Annotated in this window: 14 protein-coding genes; 10 read left to right on the top strand and 4 right to left on the bottom strand. The window is 64.9% G+C overall.

Annotated elements, in window-relative coordinates; genetic code table 11:
• Positions 1-69: 69 nt before the first annotated feature.
• Positions 70-657, top strand: a complete 588-nt coding sequence (locus AC19YX_RS14465) for an undecaprenyl-diphosphatase (protein WP_500606506.1) — start codon at positions 70-72, stop codon at positions 655-657.
• A gap of 24 nt (positions 658-681) precedes the next feature.
• On the opposite strand, the gene cadR is transcribed toward AC19YX_RS14465, so the two are convergent.
• A complete protein-coding gene (cadR, locus tag AC19YX_RS14460) occupies positions 682-1,131 on the bottom strand; it encodes a Cd(II)/Pb(II)-responsive transcriptional regulator (RefSeq protein ID WP_020295860.1) in 450 nt (149 codons plus the stop codon).
• Between the two features lie 87 nt (positions 1,132-1,218).
• On the opposite strand from cadR, the gene AC19YX_RS14455 reads away from it, so the two are divergent.
• From AC19YX_RS14455 to AC19YX_RS14425, 7 genes are all read left to right on the top strand, one after another.
• On the top strand, positions 1,219-3,537 hold the full coding sequence (locus AC19YX_RS14455; protein ID WP_500606505.1) for a heavy metal translocating P-type ATPase: 2,319 nt from the start codon (positions 1,219-1,221) through the stop codon (positions 3,535-3,537).
• Positions 3,538-3,552: 15 nt separating this feature from the next.
• On the top strand, positions 3,553-4,416 hold the full coding sequence (locus tag AC19YX_RS14450; protein WP_500606504.1) for a LysR family transcriptional regulator: 864 nt from the start codon (positions 3,553-3,555) through the stop codon (positions 4,414-4,416).
• A 137-nt stretch (positions 4,417-4,553) separates the two neighbouring features.
• Positions 4,554-5,630, top strand: coding sequence for a putative 2-aminoethylphosphonate ABC transporter ATP-binding protein (locus AC19YX_RS14445; protein WP_020295857.1), 1,077 nt, complete (start codon positions 4,554-4,556; stop codon positions 5,628-5,630).
• Complete coding sequence (locus AC19YX_RS14440; protein ID WP_500606503.1) at positions 5,630-7,354, top strand: putative 2-aminoethylphosphonate ABC transporter permease subunit; 1,725 nt, start codon at positions 5,630-5,632, stop codon at positions 7,352-7,354. The genes AC19YX_RS14445 and AC19YX_RS14440 overlap by 1 nt, the downstream gene beginning before the upstream one ends.
• Positions 7,355-7,394: 40 nt before the next feature.
• Positions 7,395-8,420: a putative 2-aminoethylphosphonate ABC transporter substrate-binding protein gene (locus tag AC19YX_RS14435; protein WP_201128439.1), complete on the top strand. Its 1,026-nt coding sequence runs from the start codon at positions 7,395-7,397 to the stop codon at positions 8,418-8,420.
• A 217-nt stretch (positions 8,421-8,637) separates the two neighbouring features.
• Positions 8,638-9,771 (top strand): TIGR03364 family FAD-dependent oxidoreductase, encoded by a 1,134-nt coding sequence (locus tag AC19YX_RS14430; RefSeq protein WP_500606502.1) that lies wholly within the window; start codon positions 8,638-8,640, stop codon positions 9,769-9,771.
• A complete protein-coding gene (locus tag AC19YX_RS14425) occupies positions 9,771-10,382 on the top strand; it encodes a phosphonate degradation HD-domain oxygenase (RefSeq protein ID WP_500606501.1) in 612 nt (203 codons plus the stop codon). The genes AC19YX_RS14430 and AC19YX_RS14425 overlap by 1 nt, the downstream gene beginning before the upstream one ends.
• A gap of 42 nt (positions 10,383-10,424) precedes the next feature.
• On the opposite strand, the gene AC19YX_RS14420 is transcribed toward AC19YX_RS14425, so the two are convergent.
• Both AC19YX_RS14420 and AC19YX_RS14415 read right to left on the bottom strand, forming a co-directional pair.
• A complete protein-coding gene (locus tag AC19YX_RS14420; RefSeq protein WP_500606500.1) occupies positions 10,425-11,801 on the bottom strand; it encodes a GTPase/DUF3482 domain-containing protein in 1,377 nt (458 codons plus the stop codon).
• Positions 11,794-13,173 (bottom strand): DUF2868 domain-containing protein, encoded by a 1,380-nt coding sequence (locus AC19YX_RS14415; protein ID WP_500606499.1) that lies wholly within the window; start codon positions 13,171-13,173, stop codon positions 11,794-11,796. Before AC19YX_RS14415 ends, AC19YX_RS14420 begins: the two co-directional genes overlap by 8 nt.
• 96 nt (positions 13,174-13,269) lie before the next feature.
• On the opposite strand from AC19YX_RS14415, the gene AC19YX_RS14410 reads away from it, so the two are divergent.
• Entirely contained in the window at positions 13,270-13,782 is a 513-nt protein-coding gene (locus tag AC19YX_RS14410; protein WP_500606498.1) for a dihydrofolate reductase, read from the top strand.
• 125 nt (positions 13,783-13,907) lie between these two features.
• On the opposite strand, the gene AC19YX_RS14405 is transcribed toward AC19YX_RS14410, so the two are convergent.
• Positions 13,908-15,299, bottom strand: coding sequence for an L-cystine transporter (locus AC19YX_RS14405; protein ID WP_078473504.1), 1,392 nt, complete (start codon positions 15,297-15,299; stop codon positions 13,908-13,910).
• Positions 15,300-15,540: 241 nt separating this feature from the next.
• On the opposite strand from AC19YX_RS14405, the gene AC19YX_RS14400 reads away from it, so the two are divergent.
• Positions 15,541-16,599, top strand: coding sequence for an HAD family hydrolase (locus AC19YX_RS14400; protein ID WP_201128430.1), 1,059 nt, complete (start codon positions 15,541-15,543; stop codon positions 16,597-16,599).
• Positions 16,600-16,709 lie beyond the last annotated feature (110 nt).

Genomic DNA, 16,709 nt, shown 5'->3' with positions numbered 1-16,709 from the left:
CTACGCTCTCAGGAGCAGCCTCGGTTCGTTCGGGGTGCAGTCCTTCTGATATTGAATGCGAGCCCTTGAATGGAAGAACTCAACCGCAGCCTGTTCCTGGCCATCAATGCCAGCGCCGAAGCATCGTTGCCGATGCGCGAACTGGCGGTGTTCCTGGCGCAATGGCTGGTCCTGAGCGTGCCGCTGCTGCTCCTGGTGTTGTGGGTGTTTGGCGGGCGGCGGCAACGAATGATCGTGCTGATCGCGACCTTGAGCATTGTTTTCGCCCTGGCCTGCAACCTGCTGATTCGCGATCTGTGGTTTCACCCACGGCCGTTCATGCTGGGCCTGGGGCAGAACTTCCTGGCCCACGCGCCTGGGGCGTCCTTTCCCAGCGATCATGCCAGCGGCATGTTTGCCATGGCGTTCGCTCTGATCCTGGTGTCCCTGTACCGAACCGGGCTGGTGATGCTGGCGCTGGCGCTGTTGGTGAGCTGGGCCAGGGTCTACCTGGGGGTGCATTTCCCGTTCGATATCCTTGGCGGCTGCCTGGTCGGGTTGCTCAGCGCCTGCCTGGTGCGCCAGGGCCTGGCCTGGCGCGATCTGGATCAACGGCTGCTGACGCTGCTTGAGGGGATCTACCGGCGGCTGATACCCCTGGGCCGCCACGGTTCCTGAAAACATGGCGCCCGGCCCACGGGCCTAGTGCCCGTGGCTGCGGCCGACATGGGAGTGCTCGGCGTCGCTGGGCGCGACCGAACCGCTGACTTCCAGGCGCTGCAAGATCCCGCATTGGTCCAGGTCCGGCCCTTCGCAGCAGCGTTGGCGCAGGTCGAGCAGTTGTTCCTGCAGCGCCAGCAAGCCGTCGATGCGCAATTTGACGTGGTGGATGTGTTCGTCGATCAGGGCGTTGACGTTCTCGCACTGGCCTTGCGGGCTGTCGCGCAGGCCCAGCAGGCTGCGGATCTCCTCGAGGGTCATGTCGAGGCTGCGGCAATTGCGGATAAACGTCAGGCGTTCGGTGTGGGCCTGGGTGTAAAGACGGTAGTTGCCTTCGCTGCGAGCCGGTTCCGGCAGCAGCCCTTCACGTTCGTAATAGCGGATGGTTTCGACCTGACAGTCGGTCAGTTTCGCCAATTCACCAATTTTCATGGGGGCCGTCTCGTTTTGGGTGCTTGACCCTATAGTGGCTACAGGGTGTTCACTTGGCAACAGGCACCTTTCATGGACGTCACCACAATGAACAATTCGCTCCACACTTCCGGCAAGCCCCACGCTGATCACGATCACGATCACGATCACGATCACGATCACGATCACGATCACGATCACGATCACGGCCAGGAGCCGAAGCTGCAGGCCATCCCCAAGCATGACCACGGCAGCCATGGCGATTCCTGCTGTTCGTCCAAAGTCGCGCCGGCGCAGGTCCAGTTGAGCGCGACCATCAGCGCCAGCGCCCGCTTGAGCAGTTTTCGTATCGAAGCCATGGACTGTCCGACCGAGCAGACGCTGATCCAGAACAAACTGGGCAAGCTGGCCGGTGTGCAGCAATTGCAGTTCAACCTGATCAACCGGGTCCTGGGGGTCACCCACGACTTGCCGAGCACCGCGCCGATCATCGAGGCCATCAAGTCCCTGGGCATGCAGGCCGAGCCGATCGAGCAGGGCGCCGACGCCGAGCCGGCAGTGCCGCCGGTGAAGAAACACTGGTGGCCGCTGGCACTGTCCGGCGTAGGGGCACTGGCCGCGGAAGTGATCCACTTCACCGACAGTGCGCCGACGTGGGTGATTGCCCTGGTGGCGCTGGTGTCGATTCTCAGCGGTGGCCTGGGCACCTATAAAAAGGGCTGGATCGCCCTGAAGAACCTCAACCTCAACATCAACGCGCTGATGAGTATCGCAGTGACCGGCGCGGTGCTGATCGGCCAGTGGCCGGAAGCGGCGATGGTGATGTTCCTGTTCACCGTGGCCGAGCTGATTGAAGCGCGTTCCCTGGACCGGGCTCGCAACGCCATCGGTGGCCTGATGCAGATGACCCCGGAACAGGTCACGGTGCAGTTGCCGGACGGAACCTGGGTCGAACGTGAAGCCAAGAGCATCGAACTCGGAGCCTTGGTCCGGGTGCGCCCCGGTGAGCGCATCGGCCTCGATGGCGAGGTGGTCTCGGGCAGTTCGACCATTGACCAGGCGCCGATTACCGGCGAAAGCCTGCCGATTGAAAAGACCGTGGGCGACAAGGTTTTCGCCGGCACCATCAACCAGGCTGGCTCCCTGGAATATAAAGTCACCGCCGCGGCCAACAACTCGACCCTGGCGCGAATCATCCACGCCGTGGAGCAGGCGCAGGGCGCACGGGCGCCGACCCAGCGCTTTGTCGACAAGTTCTCCACCATTTACACCCCGGTAGTCTTTGTTTTTGCCCTGGTCGTGGCCGTGATTCCGCCGCTGTTCATGGGCGCGGCCTGGTTCGACTGGATCTACCGCGCCCTGGTGCTGCTGGTGGTGGCGTGTCCGTGTGCACTGGTGATCTCCACCCCGGTCACCATCGTCAGCGGCCTGGCCGCCGCCGCGCGCAAAGGGATCCTGGTCAAGGGCGGGGTGTATCTGGAGGGCGGTTACAAGCTCGACTACCTGGCCCTGGACAAGACCGGCACCATCACCCACGGCAAGCCGGTGCAGACCGACTTCCTGCCCCTCGACCCCCTGGCCGAAAACACCGCGCCGGCATTGGCCGCCAGCCTGGCCGGGCGTTCGGACCACCCGGTGTCGCTGGCCATCGCCAATGCGGCTGTGGATAAAAACCTGGCGCTGCACGCTGTGGATAACTTCCAGGCTCTGGCCGGACGCGGCGTGAGTGGCGAAATCAACGGTGAGCTGTACCACCTGGGCAACCACCGCCTGGTGGAAGAACTGGGCCTGTGCTCGCCCGCCCTCGAGGAAAAACTCTTCGCCCTGGAAAAACAAGGCAAGACTGTGGTCCTGCTCCTCGACCGCTCCGGGCCGCTGGCGCTGTTTGCCGTGGCCGATACGGTCAAGGACACCAGCCGCGAAGCCATTGCCCAGCTGCATGAGCTGGGGGTCAAGACCCTGATGCTGACCGGTGACAACCCGCACACCGCCCAGGCCATCGCGGCCCAGGTGGGCATCGACCAGGCGCGAGGCGACCTGCTGCCCACCGACAAGCTGCAAGCGATTGAAGCGCTGTATGCCCAGGGGCACCGCGTGGGTATGGTCGGCGACGGCATCAACGACGCGCCGGCCCTGGCCCGGGCCGAAATCGGTTTCGCCATGGCCGCCGCTGGCACTGACACCGCGATTGAAACTGCCGATGTCGCCCTGATGGACGACGATCTGCGCAAGATTCCGGCGTTTATCCGCCTGTCGCGTCAGACCTCAAATATCCTTGTGCAAAATATCGCCCTGGCGCTGGTGATCAAGGCGATCTTTCTTGGAGTAACCTTTGCCGGCCTGGCCACGATGTGGATGGCAGTCTTTGCCGACATGGGGGTCAGCCTGTTGGTGGTGTTCAATGGTTTGCGCCTGTTGCGCAAATAACGACGAGAGTGCGCAGTGCTGAGTGCCGAGCTGAAGGCTTTTTACATGGTCGCCCGCCTGGGCAGCATTACCCTGGCGGCGAAAAAGCTCGGCCTTAGCCAGCCGACGGTCACCACCCAGATTCGCCACCTGGAAAGCCAGTACGCGGTTGAGCTGTTCTACCGTGGCGGTCGCCGCCTGAGTCTGAGCGACGAGGGTGCGCGGCTGCTGCCGATGGTCAAGCAACTGTTGCAGCAGGAGGCGGACATCGAGTTCTTCCTGCGCAACAGCGGCCAGATGCAGGGCAGCCTGCGCATCGCCGCCACCGCGCCGTATTACATCCTCGACCTGGTCAAGACCTTCCGCGAGCGCTTGCCCCAGGTCCAGGTGGCCGTAGAAATCGGCAATTCGCAGCAGGTGCTGGAGGCGCTGGAAGAGTACCGAGTGGACATCGCCGCCTCGTCGCAACTGCTCGAAGACCCACGCTTGATCCGCCGGGTGCTGGGCACCGACCCTCTGGTGCTGGCGGTGCATCGCAACCATCCGCTGGCGGCGCTGGACCACGTGCCCCTGAGTGCATTGGCCGGGCATACCCTGTTGATGCGTGAAGCCGGCTCGACCACCCGCAGCCTGACCGAAGAACTGCTCAACAGTGCCCAGGTCAGCTTCGGCGCGCTGCTGGAGATCGGCAGCCGTGAGTCGATCCGCGAAGCCGTGCTGCGCAACATAGGCATCAGCATCATCGCCCGCCAGGAAGTGCCCCACGACCCGCAATTGCGCGTGCTGACCTTCGAAAACGCCCCACAGATCGCCGAGTACCTGTACTGCCTCAAGGAGCGTAAAAACGCGCGTCTGCCGGCGGCCTTCCTCGGGTTGGCTCAGGAAATGGCCGGCTGCTGAACCTGCCGTGCAGGGTTGCCTGGCCCCGGGCCAACCCAAATCTGCCAATACCACTATCGGCAACTTTTGCCTCGCTGCCACAGTAACTACGCATTCGTTCCCTAGGATGGCCTGCATCTGCTTGATGAGGCCCCTCCATGAACAACTCGATTGCCACTGCCCTGAGCAACCCCGGTGCACCGATGAAGGTGCGCGGTCTGCAGAAACGCTTTGGCGCCTTTGCGGCGCTGGATAACGTGTCCCTGGACGTGGCGGCTGGCGAGCTGGTGTGCCTGCTCGGCCCGTCCGGCTGCGGCAAGACCACGCTGCTGCGCTGCATCGCCGGCCTTGAGCGCCAGGACCAGGGCGAGTTGTACCTGGGTGAGCGCGATGTGTCGCGCCTGGCGCCCCAGGCCCGGGACTACGGGATCCTGTTCCAGTCCTACGCGTTGTTCCCCAACCTCAGCGTCGAGGCCAACATCGCCTACGGCCTGGCCGGCAGCGGACGCGACGAGGTGCGCCAGCGGGTAGGGCAGATGCTTGAGCTGGTGGGCCTGACCGGCAGCGAAAAGAAGTACCCCGGCCAACTGTCCGGCGGCCAGCAGCAGCGGGTGGCCCTGGCCCGTGCCCTGGCACCGGCGCCTTCCCTGCTGTTGCTCGACGAGCCGATGTCGGCCCTGGATGCCCGGGTTCGCGAACACTTGTGCACCGAGCTGCGCCAATTGCAGCGGCGCCTGGGCGTGACCACCTTGATGGTGACCCACAACCAGGACGAGGCCATGTTGATGGCCGACCGCATCGCGGTGATGAACAACGGCAAGGTCGAGCAGTACGCCACGCCCCAGGAAATCTACGACCGGCCAGCGACGCCTTTCGTCGCCGAGTTCGTCGGCCAGGGCAACTGGCTGCCCTTCAGCCGCAACAGCGAGAGCCATGCCCAGGTCGGCGGAATGAGCATGCGCCTGGCCGACAACAGCGGCAAAGCCGCGTCGGGCCGGCTGTTCTGCCGCCCGGAGGCGATCAGCGTCAACCCGCTGGTGCACGAGGAAAACCTGTTCCCGGCCAAGGTCCGTGAAATCACCTTCCTCGGTAATCGCTGCCGCATGAGTTTTGAGCTGGAGCATTTGCCCGGCCATGCGCTGCTCGCTGAACTGGCGCCCGAAGCCATGCCGCGCCTGGGGGCGCAGAACATCATGGTCGCCCTGCCGCCGCGCAGCCTGCAGGTGTTTGCCTGATGGGCGCGCAGATCGCCCTGCCGCTGCCGGGCAAGCAGGTACGCCAGGCCTCCCGCGCCGAGCTGGGCGATCGGCTGTTTGTGGTCGGTGGCAAGGTCCTGCTCCTGTGCCTGCTGGGGGTTGCTGTGCTGATGCCGTTGCTGGCGATCTTCTGGCGCGGCTTCAGCAGTGAAGCCGGGCAGGGCGGTGGGCTGGTGGCGGCGCGGGAACTGCTGCGCAGCGAAAACTTCCACTGGCTGCTGGGTAACAGTCTGAAAGTATCCCTCAGCGTGGCGGCCATCGTGGTGCCGCTGGCTTATCTGTTCGCCTACGCCCTGCAACGCACCCTGATCCCGGGCAAGGCTGTCTGGCGCGGCCTGTCGCTGCTGCCGCTGATGGCGCCCTCGATGCTGCCGGGCATCGCCCTGGTGTATCTGTTCGGCAATCAGGGCCTGCTGCGCGGGCTGCTGTCGGACAACATCTACGGCTTCTGGGGGATTGTCCTGGGGGAGGTGATCTACACCTTTCCCCACGCCTTGATGATTTTGCTCTCGGCGCTGTCCCTGGCCGATGCACGGCTGTTCGACGCAGCGTCGAGCATGGGCGCGAGCCCGGCCAAGGCCTTTCGCAGCATCACCTGGCCTGCGACCCGGCAGGCGGTGTTCGCCGCGTTCTGCCTGGTGTTCACCCTGACCATCACCGACTTCGGCGTGCCCGTGGTAGTCGGCGGCGACTATCAGGTGCTGGCACTGGAGGCCTACAAGGCGGTGGTCGGTCAGCAACAGTTCGGGCGCGGTGCCCTGATCGGCATGGTGTTGCTGCTGCCGGCGCTGTTCAGCTTCGCGGTCGATGCCTGGTTGCGCCGGCGCCATGGCGACTCCATGAGCGGCCGGGCCCAGGTCTTCAAGCCGCTGCCGAGTCGCGCCCGGGATGGCTGCTACCTGGCCATCGTGCTGCTGATCTGCGCGGCGTTGCTGCTGGTGTTCGGCATGGCGGTGTTCTCGTCCCTGGTCAAATTCTGGCCGTACAACCTGTCGCTATCGCTCAATCACTACCAGTTCAGCGACACCGCCGGCGGTGGCTGGCTGGCCTATCGCAACAGCCTGACCATGGCCCTGTGCACCGCCCTGATCGGCAGCGGGCTGATTTTCACCGGCGCCTACCTGATGGAGAAGACCCAGGGGCAGCGCGGCCTGAACCTGCTGCTGCGCATGCTGAGCTTTGTACCGATGGCAGTGCCGGGCCTGGTTCTGGGCCTGGGCTACGTGTTCTTTTTCAACCTCAACGGCAACCCGCTGCATGTGTTCTACGGAACCATGAGCCTGCTGGTGGTGTGCACCATCGCTCACTATTTGACCACCGCGCAGATGACCGCCACCACCGCCCTGCGCCAACTCGACGCCGAATTCGAAGCTGCCGCGCTGTCGCTCAAGGCGCCGCTGTACCGGCACTACTGGCGGGTCACGCTGCCGATCTGCCTGCCGGCACTGCTGGACATCGTGCGCTACCTGTTCGTCTCGGCCATGACCACGGTGTCGGCGGCGATTTTCCTCTACAGCCCGGACACCATTCTCGCCGCCGTCGCCGTGCTGAACATGGACGACGCCGGCAACGTCGGCGGCGCGGCGGCCATGTCGACCCTGATCCTCTTCACCTCGGCCGGCGTTTCGCTGCTGCTGGCCTGGGCCTCGCGCGGTTTGCTGCGCCGCTCCCAGGCTTGGCGCCAGACCGCGCCGGGCCACTGATTCCGCCCCTCCACCCACACTCATTAAAAGGAACCGCACCATGTTCAAGCCCCTGGCTCTTGCCGCTGCTGTCCTCACCGCCTTCAGCCTGAATGCCTTTGCCGCCAAGACCGAGTTGACGGTGTACACCGCCCTCGAAGCCGAGCAGCTGAAGTCCTACAAGCAAGCCTTCGAAAAGGCCAACCCGGACGTCGAGATCAAGTGGGTGCGCGATTCCACCGGGATCATCACCGCCAAGCTGCTGGCGGAAAAAGCCCGGCCACAGGCCGATGCGGTCTGGGGCCTGGCGGCGTCGAGCCTGGCGATCCTCGATCAACAGGGCATGCTGCAAAGCTACGCCCCCAAGGACCTGGGCCAGATCGGACCCAACTACCGCGACGCCGCCAACCCGCCCGCCTGGGTCGGGATGGACGTGTGGGCCGCGACCATCTGCTTCAACACCGTGGAAGCGGAGAAGCAGGGCCTGACCAAGCCGGTCAGCTGGCAGGACCTGACCAAGCCCGAGTACAAGGGCAAGATCGTGATGCCCAACCCGGCGTCCTCCGGCACGGGCTTCCTCGATGTCAGCGCCTGGTTGCAGACCTTCGGCGAGAAGCAGGGCTGGCAGTACATGGATGAGCTGCACCAGAACATCGGCCAGTACGTCCACTCCGGCTCCAAGCCGTGCAAGCTGGCCGCTGCCGGCGAATTCCCGATCGGCATTTCCTTTGAGTACCCGGCGGTGCAGCTCAAGCGCCAGGGCGCGCCGCTGGACATCGTGCTGCCCAAAGAGGGCCTGGGCTGGGAAATCGAAGCCACTGCGGTGATCAAGGGCACCCCTCATGAAGAGGCGGCGAAGAAGCTCGCCGACTTCTCCGCCAGCCCGGCGGCGATGGAGCTGTACAAGGAAAACTTCGCGGTGCTGGCCCAGCCGGGTATCGCCAAGCCGCAGACCGAACTGCCGGCCGACTATGAGCAGCGCCTGATCAAGAACGACTTCGCCTGGGCGTCGAAGAACCGCGACCAGATCCTCGCTGAATGGCGCAAGCGCTACGACGGCAAGTCGGAAAAAGTGGCGGCGCAGTAAGCGCCAGGGACGCCCCCTGCGGGCCAAGGGCCTGTCAGGGGAGGACGAGTGGCTTTTTGTGGCGAGGGAGCTTGCTCCCGCTGGAGTGAACAGCACTCCTGACAGCAGAGTTTGCGGTGTGCTTGAAACGCCGCAGTACCCGGGGTTGGGACCGCTGAGCGGTCCAGCGGGAGCAAGCTCCCTCGCCACGCCCGCCTAATCTTTTCAGGACACGTACATGACTCGACACAGCGATATGCTGATTATCGGCGCCGGCATCCTGGGCCTGTCCCATGCCTATGCGGCCGCCAAGCGCGGCCTGCGGGTGCGGGTATTCGAGCGCAGCGCCACACCCCTGGGCGCATCGGTGCGCAACTTCGGCCAGGCCCTGGTCACCGGCCAGCCGCCGGGCATCATGCTTGAGCTGGCCCGGGCCAGCCGGGAGATATGGGGTGACTGGGCGCAGTTGGCGGGGTTGCAGCTCAAGCGCAATGGGTCCTACCTGTTTGCCCGCACCGAGGCCGAAGAGCATCTGCTGCAAGCCTTTTGCAATGGGCGTGCAGTGGAGCACGGTTATCGGGTCGAGCTGCTGCGAGGCGCGGCCCTGAATGACCTGTACGGCGGCCAGTTTCGTCATCATCGCGCGGCGCTCCACGGCCTGGACGACCAGCAGTTGTATTCCCGCGAAGCGATTCCGATGCTGATCGAGTACCTGCGCCGCGACCTGGGGGTGGAGTTCCATTTTTCGACCCTGGTCCGCGACATCGAACCCGGGCAGTTGCACAGCACCGCCGGTACCTTTCGTGGCGCGCAGATCGTGCTCTGTTCCGGCCACGACTATCAGACCCTGCTCGCCGAACCCCTGGCCCGGCTCGAGCCGCAAATCTGTCGCCTGCAAATGCTCCGCGCCCGGCCCCAGGTCGACCTGAAACTGCAGCACGCGCTGCTCACCGGCCTGAGTTGCGTGCACTACGGTGCGTTTTCCGACTTGCCGCAAGCGGCGGCGGTCCAGGCGCAAATCCTGGCCCAGGCGCCCCATCTGCATGAGCATGGCATTCACCTGCTGATCAGCCCGACCCCTTACGGTGAGTTGATCATCGGCGATTCCCACGATTACGGTCGCGATCCTTCGCCATTCAATGCCGAACAAGTGGACGACTGGATGATCGAGCTGGCCGAGCAGACCCTCGGTTGCAAGGTTCAGGTGCTGGAGCGCTGGCAGGGCGTGTACGGCGCGCGCGGGCAGCAGCCGTTTTCGTTCCTGCAGGCGGCGCCGGGGGTGCATGCGTCCCTGATGCACACCGGAGTGGGGATGAGCGTTGGTCCGGCGATGGCGGAAAACAATATCGCCCGCCTGCTGGGAGAAAGCTGATGGAGCATCAGGCCCGGGCGGTTACCGAGGTGTTTGCGCTGTACGAGCGCTTTGGCGACCACGACTACATTGGCGAGCCGGTGTCGCAGATCGAGCACATGTCCCAGGCGGCGCAACTGGCCATGGCCGAAGGCTTTGACGACGAAGTGGTGTTGGCGGCGTTCTTTCACGATATAGGGCACATTTGCGCCGAAGATGCGGCAACCATGGATGGTTTCGGCGTGGTCAGCCATGAGCGCCTCGGTGCCGACTACCTGCGTCGGATCGGCTTCAGCGAGCGCCTGGCGCGGCTGGTGGAGTATCACGTGCAGGCCAAGCGCTACCTGACCCTCAAGGAGCCGGGTTATTACCAGCGCCTCAGCGAAGCCAGCCGCCGGACCCTGGAGTTTCAGGGCGGGGTGATGAGTGCACAGGAGGCGATAGCTTTCGAGCAAGACCCGCTATGGGCCATCAGCCTGCGCTTGCGGCACTGGGACGAACAGGCCAAGGAGCTGTGGGTGCCGGTGATTGATATGCAGATCCTCAAGGACAAGGCGCTGGCCCTGCTGGCGCCGCTGCCGCTGGGCGGTTCGGACGCCGAGGTTAGGCCGGGGGAACCCCGTCGTCAGTGATGGCCGGCGCAGCCTCGTGCCTCGGCAGCGGCTACAGGTTGGTTATAACGACTGGGCCAGTAGCTCTACCTGTTCCTGGCGTTCTGCCTGATTCAGCCGCGGCTGAGGGTTGAGCGACGACCACTGAGGGTGGGCCCGGGCCTTGTGCAGGGCTTCGGGCAGCTTGCCTTCGCGCCAGCTTTTGTTCTCCGGCGTCGCCACCTGGATGCTGTCCATGGCCGCATGCCCGCGCTGGTTCAGGGCCTGCACCAACTGCCGTTGGCGCAAGGCCAGCAGGCGCAGCACGCTGTCATCCACCGTCAGTTCGCGCTGGCCCTTGATCTTGCCCAGCAGGCGGCTGCCATAGCTGCGGGCGGTTTGCAGGGCGCCGCCGGCAATTGCACCGGCCAGCGCCGCCGCGCCCAGGGTCAGGCCGCCCACCAGCAGGTCGACGCCAGCCCCGGCGGCGGCTCCGGCCGCGATTCCGCTACCGACCCGAACCCCCAGTTGCTTGAGGGTTTCCGGGTTGAACAGGTCATCGCCCCAGCGTCCGTCCAGCAGCGGCAGGTCGCTGGCGGCGGCGTCTCCGGTGCGAAAGGCATAGAGCTTGAGCAGGGCTTCGACACAACGCTGCTCCCGTTGGCGGATGGCGCTGCGCAGTTCGCCGATGGCCTGCTGTTCCAGCGCCGCATCGCTGGCCACGCTGCGGCGGCAGGCCGCGCAATCAATCAGCAATTCGGCGATCAGCCGCTTCGCGCTCTGCTCGCGGGCCTGGCGTTGCGCCTGTTGGTCCGCAACCAACCGTTCCAGCTGCGGGCGCGAGCTTTCCAGGAGCAGGGCCAGGCTTTCATACAGCCTGCGCTCGCCGTCTTCCGGTGGCGCCACGCTGTCAAAACGCACCAGGGCGTGCAGCCCGAGTCGTGCCAGGGCTTCGCGCCAGTCAGGTTCGCGGTGGTTGGCGCTGCTGACAAAATTCAGCACCGGCAGCAGCGGCTTGCCGCAGCTGGCCAGTACTTGCAGCTCATCGCGGTACTTGGCCAGCACCGGTTCGCGGGCGTCGATCACATACAGCCCGGCGTCCGAGGCCAGCAACTGGCGCAGAACCTTGGCCTCCTGCTCGAAGCGCTGGCGGGCTTCGCTGCCTTCAAGAAACCGCGCCAGCCGCGCCGGGCCATCCAGGCGTTCGCCCGGGCGCTCCAGGCGTTCGAGGTAGTCGAGCAGGGCGATGGCGTCTTCCAGCCCGGGCGTGTCGTACAGCTCCAGCAGGGCTTCGCCGTCCACCGACAAGCGCGCGCCCTCGACATGCCGGGTGGTGCTCGGCCGGTGGGAGACTTCGCCGAAGCCGACATCCCGGGTCAGGGTGCGCAGCAGCGAGGTCTTGCCGACATTGGTGTGGCCGACCACCGCCAGTTTCAGGGGCGGTTTGCGGGTATCAGTCATGACCGGTCTCCAGCCAACTCAAGGGGGCGCCATCGCTGAAGGGCAATTCCAACTGCTGCAGCGCAGCGTGCCAGTCGCCCAGGCGTTCGGCATCCAGGACCTGGCCGGGCGGCGCCGGCAGCAACCAGGCGCGGCTGGCACCGGCATTGCGCGCCAGTTCGGCGATCAGCGCCAGGCTGCCGCGATCCGGCGAGCGCCGGGGGTCACAGGCGATGGCCAGGCGCGCCGGGGGGAAGCGGGTCATCTGTTCGAGGAGTTTTTGGCGCGACTCGCGGCTGTCGAGGATGCCGGCGTCTTTCACGCCGTGAGGCAATTGCGGCGGCCAGGGGTATTGGTCGTCGAGTTCGATGGCCACCAGCAGGGCGCCGTCGCTGTCCTGGGTGCCGGTCGCGCCTTCGACGCGATGCAACTGCTGTGGGGCGGCATCCTTGACCCCCAGGCGTTCGCTGCTCGGCATCAGCGCTTCGCGCAGTTGACTGTAGCCCGGCAGGTTGAGGTCCAGGCTCAGGGCCGCGCGGCCACGCTTCCAGCGCCACAGGCACAGCAGGGCCAGCAGCAGGCGCGGCAGCAGGCCGTAAACCAGCACCACGCCAACCAGCCATGCGGCCCAGGCCTGGCGGGCGTTTTCGATATTCAGGGCGCTGTCGCCACTGGCGCGGATCATGGCCTCGCTGGGGAGGCTGAAGCCGATCAGCGCGGGCAGGGCGCCCAGGGCCTGGGTCAGGGCGACGAAGGTGTCGCCGCGCAGTATGGTGGTTTCCCAGACAAAGCCGTAGCGCCGGGTAGCCATCAGCGTCAGCAACAGCACCAGGGCGCTGAGCATCGCCAGCAGCCACAGGCCATGCACCAGCAGGCCGATGGCCCAGCGATTGAGCTTTTTGCGTTGCAGCAACAGCAGCAGGGCCGGCGCCAGCTGCGCGGCCTTGGCGTCGCGCGCGAGTTTCTCGCTGAGCCACAGCCACAAACGGCCAAGGCTGGCGCCGTGTTCGCCGGCGAACAGCAGGCCCAGGGCCCAGCTCAGGAGCAGGATCAGGTTCAGGCCGAGCAGGCTGCCCAGGGCCCAGAACACATTGACCGGGAGCTGACCGTCACCCAGGGCGGCGAACGCCAGGCCGGCGCCGCTGATGATTGCCAGCAGCGCCATGGCCAGCAGCGCCAGGCGCGCGCCTTGCAGCCAATGGCCCAGGGCCTCGCTCAGGCCATCGCGGTCGGCCAGCCAGCGGGCGCGGGCGTGGACCCGGGTTGCCAGGTCGCCGCCGGCGTGGCGGGCCAGGCGATTGGCTTCCTGATCCTCGAGTGGGCCGGCGTGTTCCTCGCGCAGGCGCACGGTTTCGGTGAGCCAGAGTTGTTGCAGGGGCGTCAGGTCTGTCACGCGGTGGTCCGTTGCTCAAATGTGCGCTGAGCATAACCGCTGTCACGCTGATCGGGGTACGTGGCGAGGGCGCGAGCCTCTGGTATCCTCGCCGCCATGAAAAAAACTCTCCCCCTCAGCCTAATCGCAGCCCTCGGTGAAAACCGTGTGATCGGCGTCGACAACAGCATGCCCTGGCACTTGCCGGGGGATTTCAAATACTTCAAGGCCACCACCCTGGGCAAGCCGATCATCATGGGGCGCAAGACCTGGGACTCCCTGGGTCGGCCGCTGCCGGGTCGCTTGAATATTGTGGTCAGCCGTCAGGCGCAGCTGCAGCTCGAAGGGGCCGAGGTCTTTCCATCGCTGGAGGCCGCCGTGGCCCGGGCCGAGGAATGGGCGCTGGAGCAGGGCGCCAGCGAGCTGATGCTGATTGGCGGGGCGCAGTTGTACAGCCAAGGGCTGGCGCACGCCGACCGCCTGTACCTGACCCGCGTGGCGTTGAGCCCGGAGGGGGACGCGTGGTTCCCCGAGTTCGATCAGCAGCAGTGGCAGTTGGTGTCGGACCTGCCGACCCCGGCCGAAGGCGACAAGCCCGCCTATAGTTTTGAGGTCTGGGAGCGGCGGTAGGCGCTGCCGCGAGGCTCGGGCCGCGTTTGGACGCTGGCCCTGAGCAGCTACATCCCTGTACCTGACACTCCCACGTCGCCCATTCTGGCCAGCGCAGCTTCGCGCCGCTCGGCAGCGACTACGGGTCAGGCTTGGGCCAGTTCTTCGTGTTCGTCGGCGTTGAGCAGGGTTTTGTCGGTTTGAGCCATGACTTGGCTGGTGATGGCGCCGGCGGTGATCGAGCCGCTGACGTTGAGGGCGGTGCGGCCCATGTCGATCAACGGTTCCACCGAAATCAGCAGCGCCACCAGGGACACCGGCAAGCCCATGGCCGGCAGCACGATCAGCGCGGCAAAGGTCGCGCCGCCACCCACCCCGGCCACGCCGGCCGAACTCAGGGTCACGATGGCTACCAGGGTCGCGATCCACAGCGGGTCCAGCGGGTTGATGCCCACGGTCGGAGCCACCATCACCGCCAGCATCGCCGGGTACAGGCCGGCGCAGCCGTTCTGGCCGATGGTGGCGCCAAACGAGGCGGCAAAGCTGGCGATGGACTGCGGGATACCCAGGCGCCGGGTCTGGGCTTCGATGCTCAGCGGGATGCTCGCGGCACTGGAGCGGCTGGTGAAGGCGAAGGTCAGCACCGGCCAGATCTTGCGGAAGAAGCGCAGCGGGTTGATCCCGGCCAGGGACACCAGCACACCGTGGACCACAAACATCAGGCCCAGGCCGAGGTAGGACACCACCACGAAACTGCCGAGCTTGATGATGTCCTGCAGGTTGGAGCCGGCCACGACCTTGGTCATCAGCGCCAGCACACCGTAGGGCGTCAGCTTCATCACCAGGCGCACCAGGCGGGTGACCCAGGCTTGCAGGGTGTCGATGGCGTTGACCACTTTCTGGCCTTTCTCGACATCGTCCTTGAGCAGTTGCAGGGCGGCCACGCCGAGGAAGGCGGCGAAGATCACCACGCTGATGATCGAGGTCGGCTTGGCCCGGGCCAGGTCGGCGAAGGGGTTCTGCGGAATGAACGACAGCAGCAACTGCGGCACATTGAGGTCGGCGACCTTGCCCGCGTAATCGCTCTGAATCACTTGCAGGCGGGCCATCTCCTGGGTGCCGGCCACCAGGCCTTCGGCGGTGAGGCCGAACAGATTGGTCAGGCCGATACCGATCAGTGCGGCAATTGCGGTGGTGAACAGCAGGGTGCCGATGGTCAGGAAGCTGATCTTGCCCAGGGACGAGGCGTTATGCAGACGGGCCACGGCGCTGAGGATCGACGCGAACACCAGCGGGATCACGATCATTTGCAGCAACTGCACGTAGCCGTTGCCGACCAGGTCGAACCAGCCGATCGAGGCCTTGAGCACCGGGTTGCCCGCGCCATAGATGCTGTGCAGGGCGACCCCGAACAGCACGCCGAGGACCAGTGCCAGCAGCACTTTCTTGGCCAGGCTCCAGGAGCTGTGGCGGGTTTGCGCCAGGCCCAGCAGCAAGGCGAGGAATACCAGCAGATTGAGGATCAGCGGCAGATTCATTGAAGCTCCGAAAAGATAGGTGCCAATCGCGTGTGGCTGCGATTGCGAACCGGAAATCCTAACAGCTTGATAACTAAAAGATTTAATACCAAAAAAGCAGGTTGACTGTCGTTTTTGGAATAAGCGGCTGGCGCGCAGACGAATGTCGGTGGCGGAATCAGGACGCAGGCGGTCGCGTCGAGACGAGGATCGTCACACTTATTTGTTAGCGTCGATCTCTTTGAATCAGGGAGAACCGCCGATGAAACTTGCTCCGAAATTTCTGGCTGTCGCACTCTGCCTGGGCCTGGCTGGCCAGGCCCTTGCCGCTACCGAACTCAAGCACTGGCCGGCGGCGCAGGCCAAGCAGCTGGACGCGATGATTGCGGCCAACGCCAACAAGGGTAACTACGCGGTGTTCGACATGGACAACACCAGTTACCGCTACGACCTGGAAGAATCCCTGCTGCCCTTTATGGAGAACAAGGGCCTGATTACCCGCGAGACCCTCGACCCGTCACTGAAACTGATGCCGTTCAAGGACACCGCCGAGCACAAGGAAAGCCTGTTCAGCTACTACTACCGCCTGTGTGAAGTCGACGACATGGTCTGCTACCCCTGGGTCGCGCAAGTGTTCTCGGGTTTCACCCTCAAGGAACTCAAGGGCTACGTCGACGAGCTGATGGCGTCCGGCAAGCCGGTGCCGAGCACCTATTACGACGGTGACGTGGTCAAGACCATCGAGGTCAACCCGCCCAAGGTCTTCACCGGCCAGGCCGAGCTGTACAACAAGCTGATGGAGAACGGCATCGAGGTCTACGTGATGACCGCCGCTTCCGAAGAGCTGGTGCGCATGGTCGCCGCCGATCCCAAGTACGGCTACAACGTGAAGCCGCAGAACGTGATCGGCGTGACCACCCTGCTCAAGGATCGCAAGACCGGCGCCCTGACCACCGCGCGCAAGCAGATCAGCGACGGCAAATATGACGAGAAGGCCAACCTCGGCCTGGAGCTGACCCCCTACCTGTGGACCCCGGCCACCTGGATGGCAGGCAAGCACGCGGCGATCCTGACCTACATCGACGAGTGGAAGAAACCGGTGCTGGTGGGCGGCGACACCCCGACCAGCGATGGCTACATGCTGTTTCACGATGTGGACGTGGCCAAGGGCGGCATCCACCTGTGGATCAATCGCAAGGACAAGTACATGACCCAACTCAACGGCATGATGGCCAAGCACGCCGCCGCCCAGGCCAAGGAAGGGCTGCCGGTGACCGCCGACAAGAACTGGGTGATCGTCAAGCCCGAGGACATTCAGTAACCCGGTGACCGACGCCGGATCCTGCAGCCTCCGGTTGCAGGTGCCGGCTCGGGGTTGTGGATAAGATCGTTGCAGAGTGTTTCAACTTGTGACAAATAAAGGCCCTCTGC

The sequence above is a fragment of the Pseudomonas sp. MF09150 genome, assembly GCF_059862355.1.
Note: the sequence above shows the minus strand (reverse complement) of the source record. Positions and strands in the feature narration are given on the sequence as shown.

What these genes read in the sequence shown, in the direction of transcription:
- cadR (WP_020295860.1), bottom strand. Translation starts at nt 1,131, where the DNA reads ATGAAAATTGGTGAATTGGCGAAACTGACCGACTGTCAGGTCGAAACC.
- AC19YX_RS14455 (WP_500606505.1), top strand. Translation starts at nt 1,219, where the DNA reads ATGAACAATTCGCTCCACACTTCCGGCAAGCCCCACGCTGATCACGAT.
- AC19YX_RS14400 (WP_201128430.1), top strand. Translation starts at nt 15,541, where the DNA reads ATGAAACTTGCTCCGAAATTTCTGGCTGTCGCACTCTGCCTGGGCCTG.
- AC19YX_RS14440 (WP_500606503.1), top strand. Translation starts at nt 5,630, where the DNA reads ATGGGCGCGCAGATCGCCCTGCCGCTGCCGGGCAAGCAGGTACGCCAG.
- AC19YX_RS14465 (WP_500606506.1), top strand. Translation starts at nt 70, where the DNA reads ATGGAAGAACTCAACCGCAGCCTGTTCCTGGCCATCAATGCCAGCGCC.
- AC19YX_RS14445 (WP_020295857.1), top strand. Translation starts at nt 4,554, where the DNA reads ATGAACAACTCGATTGCCACTGCCCTGAGCAACCCCGGTGCACCGATG.
- AC19YX_RS14430 (WP_500606502.1), top strand. Translation starts at nt 8,638, where the DNA reads ATGACTCGACACAGCGATATGCTGATTATCGGCGCCGGCATCCTGGGC.
- AC19YX_RS14405 (WP_078473504.1), bottom strand. Translation starts at nt 15,299, where the DNA reads ATGAATCTGCCGCTGATCCTCAATCTGCTGGTATTCCTCGCCTTGCTG.
- AC19YX_RS14435 (WP_201128439.1), top strand. Translation starts at nt 7,395, where the DNA reads ATGTTCAAGCCCCTGGCTCTTGCCGCTGCTGTCCTCACCGCCTTCAGC.
- AC19YX_RS14420 (WP_500606500.1), bottom strand. Translation starts at nt 11,801, where the DNA reads ATGACTGATACCCGCAAACCGCCCCTGAAACTGGCGGTGGTCGGCCAC.
- AC19YX_RS14410 (WP_500606498.1), top strand. Translation starts at nt 13,270, where the DNA reads ATGAAAAAAACTCTCCCCCTCAGCCTAATCGCAGCCCTCGGTGAAAAC.
- AC19YX_RS14425 (WP_500606501.1), top strand. Translation starts at nt 9,771, where the DNA reads ATGGAGCATCAGGCCCGGGCGGTTACCGAGGTGTTTGCGCTGTACGAG.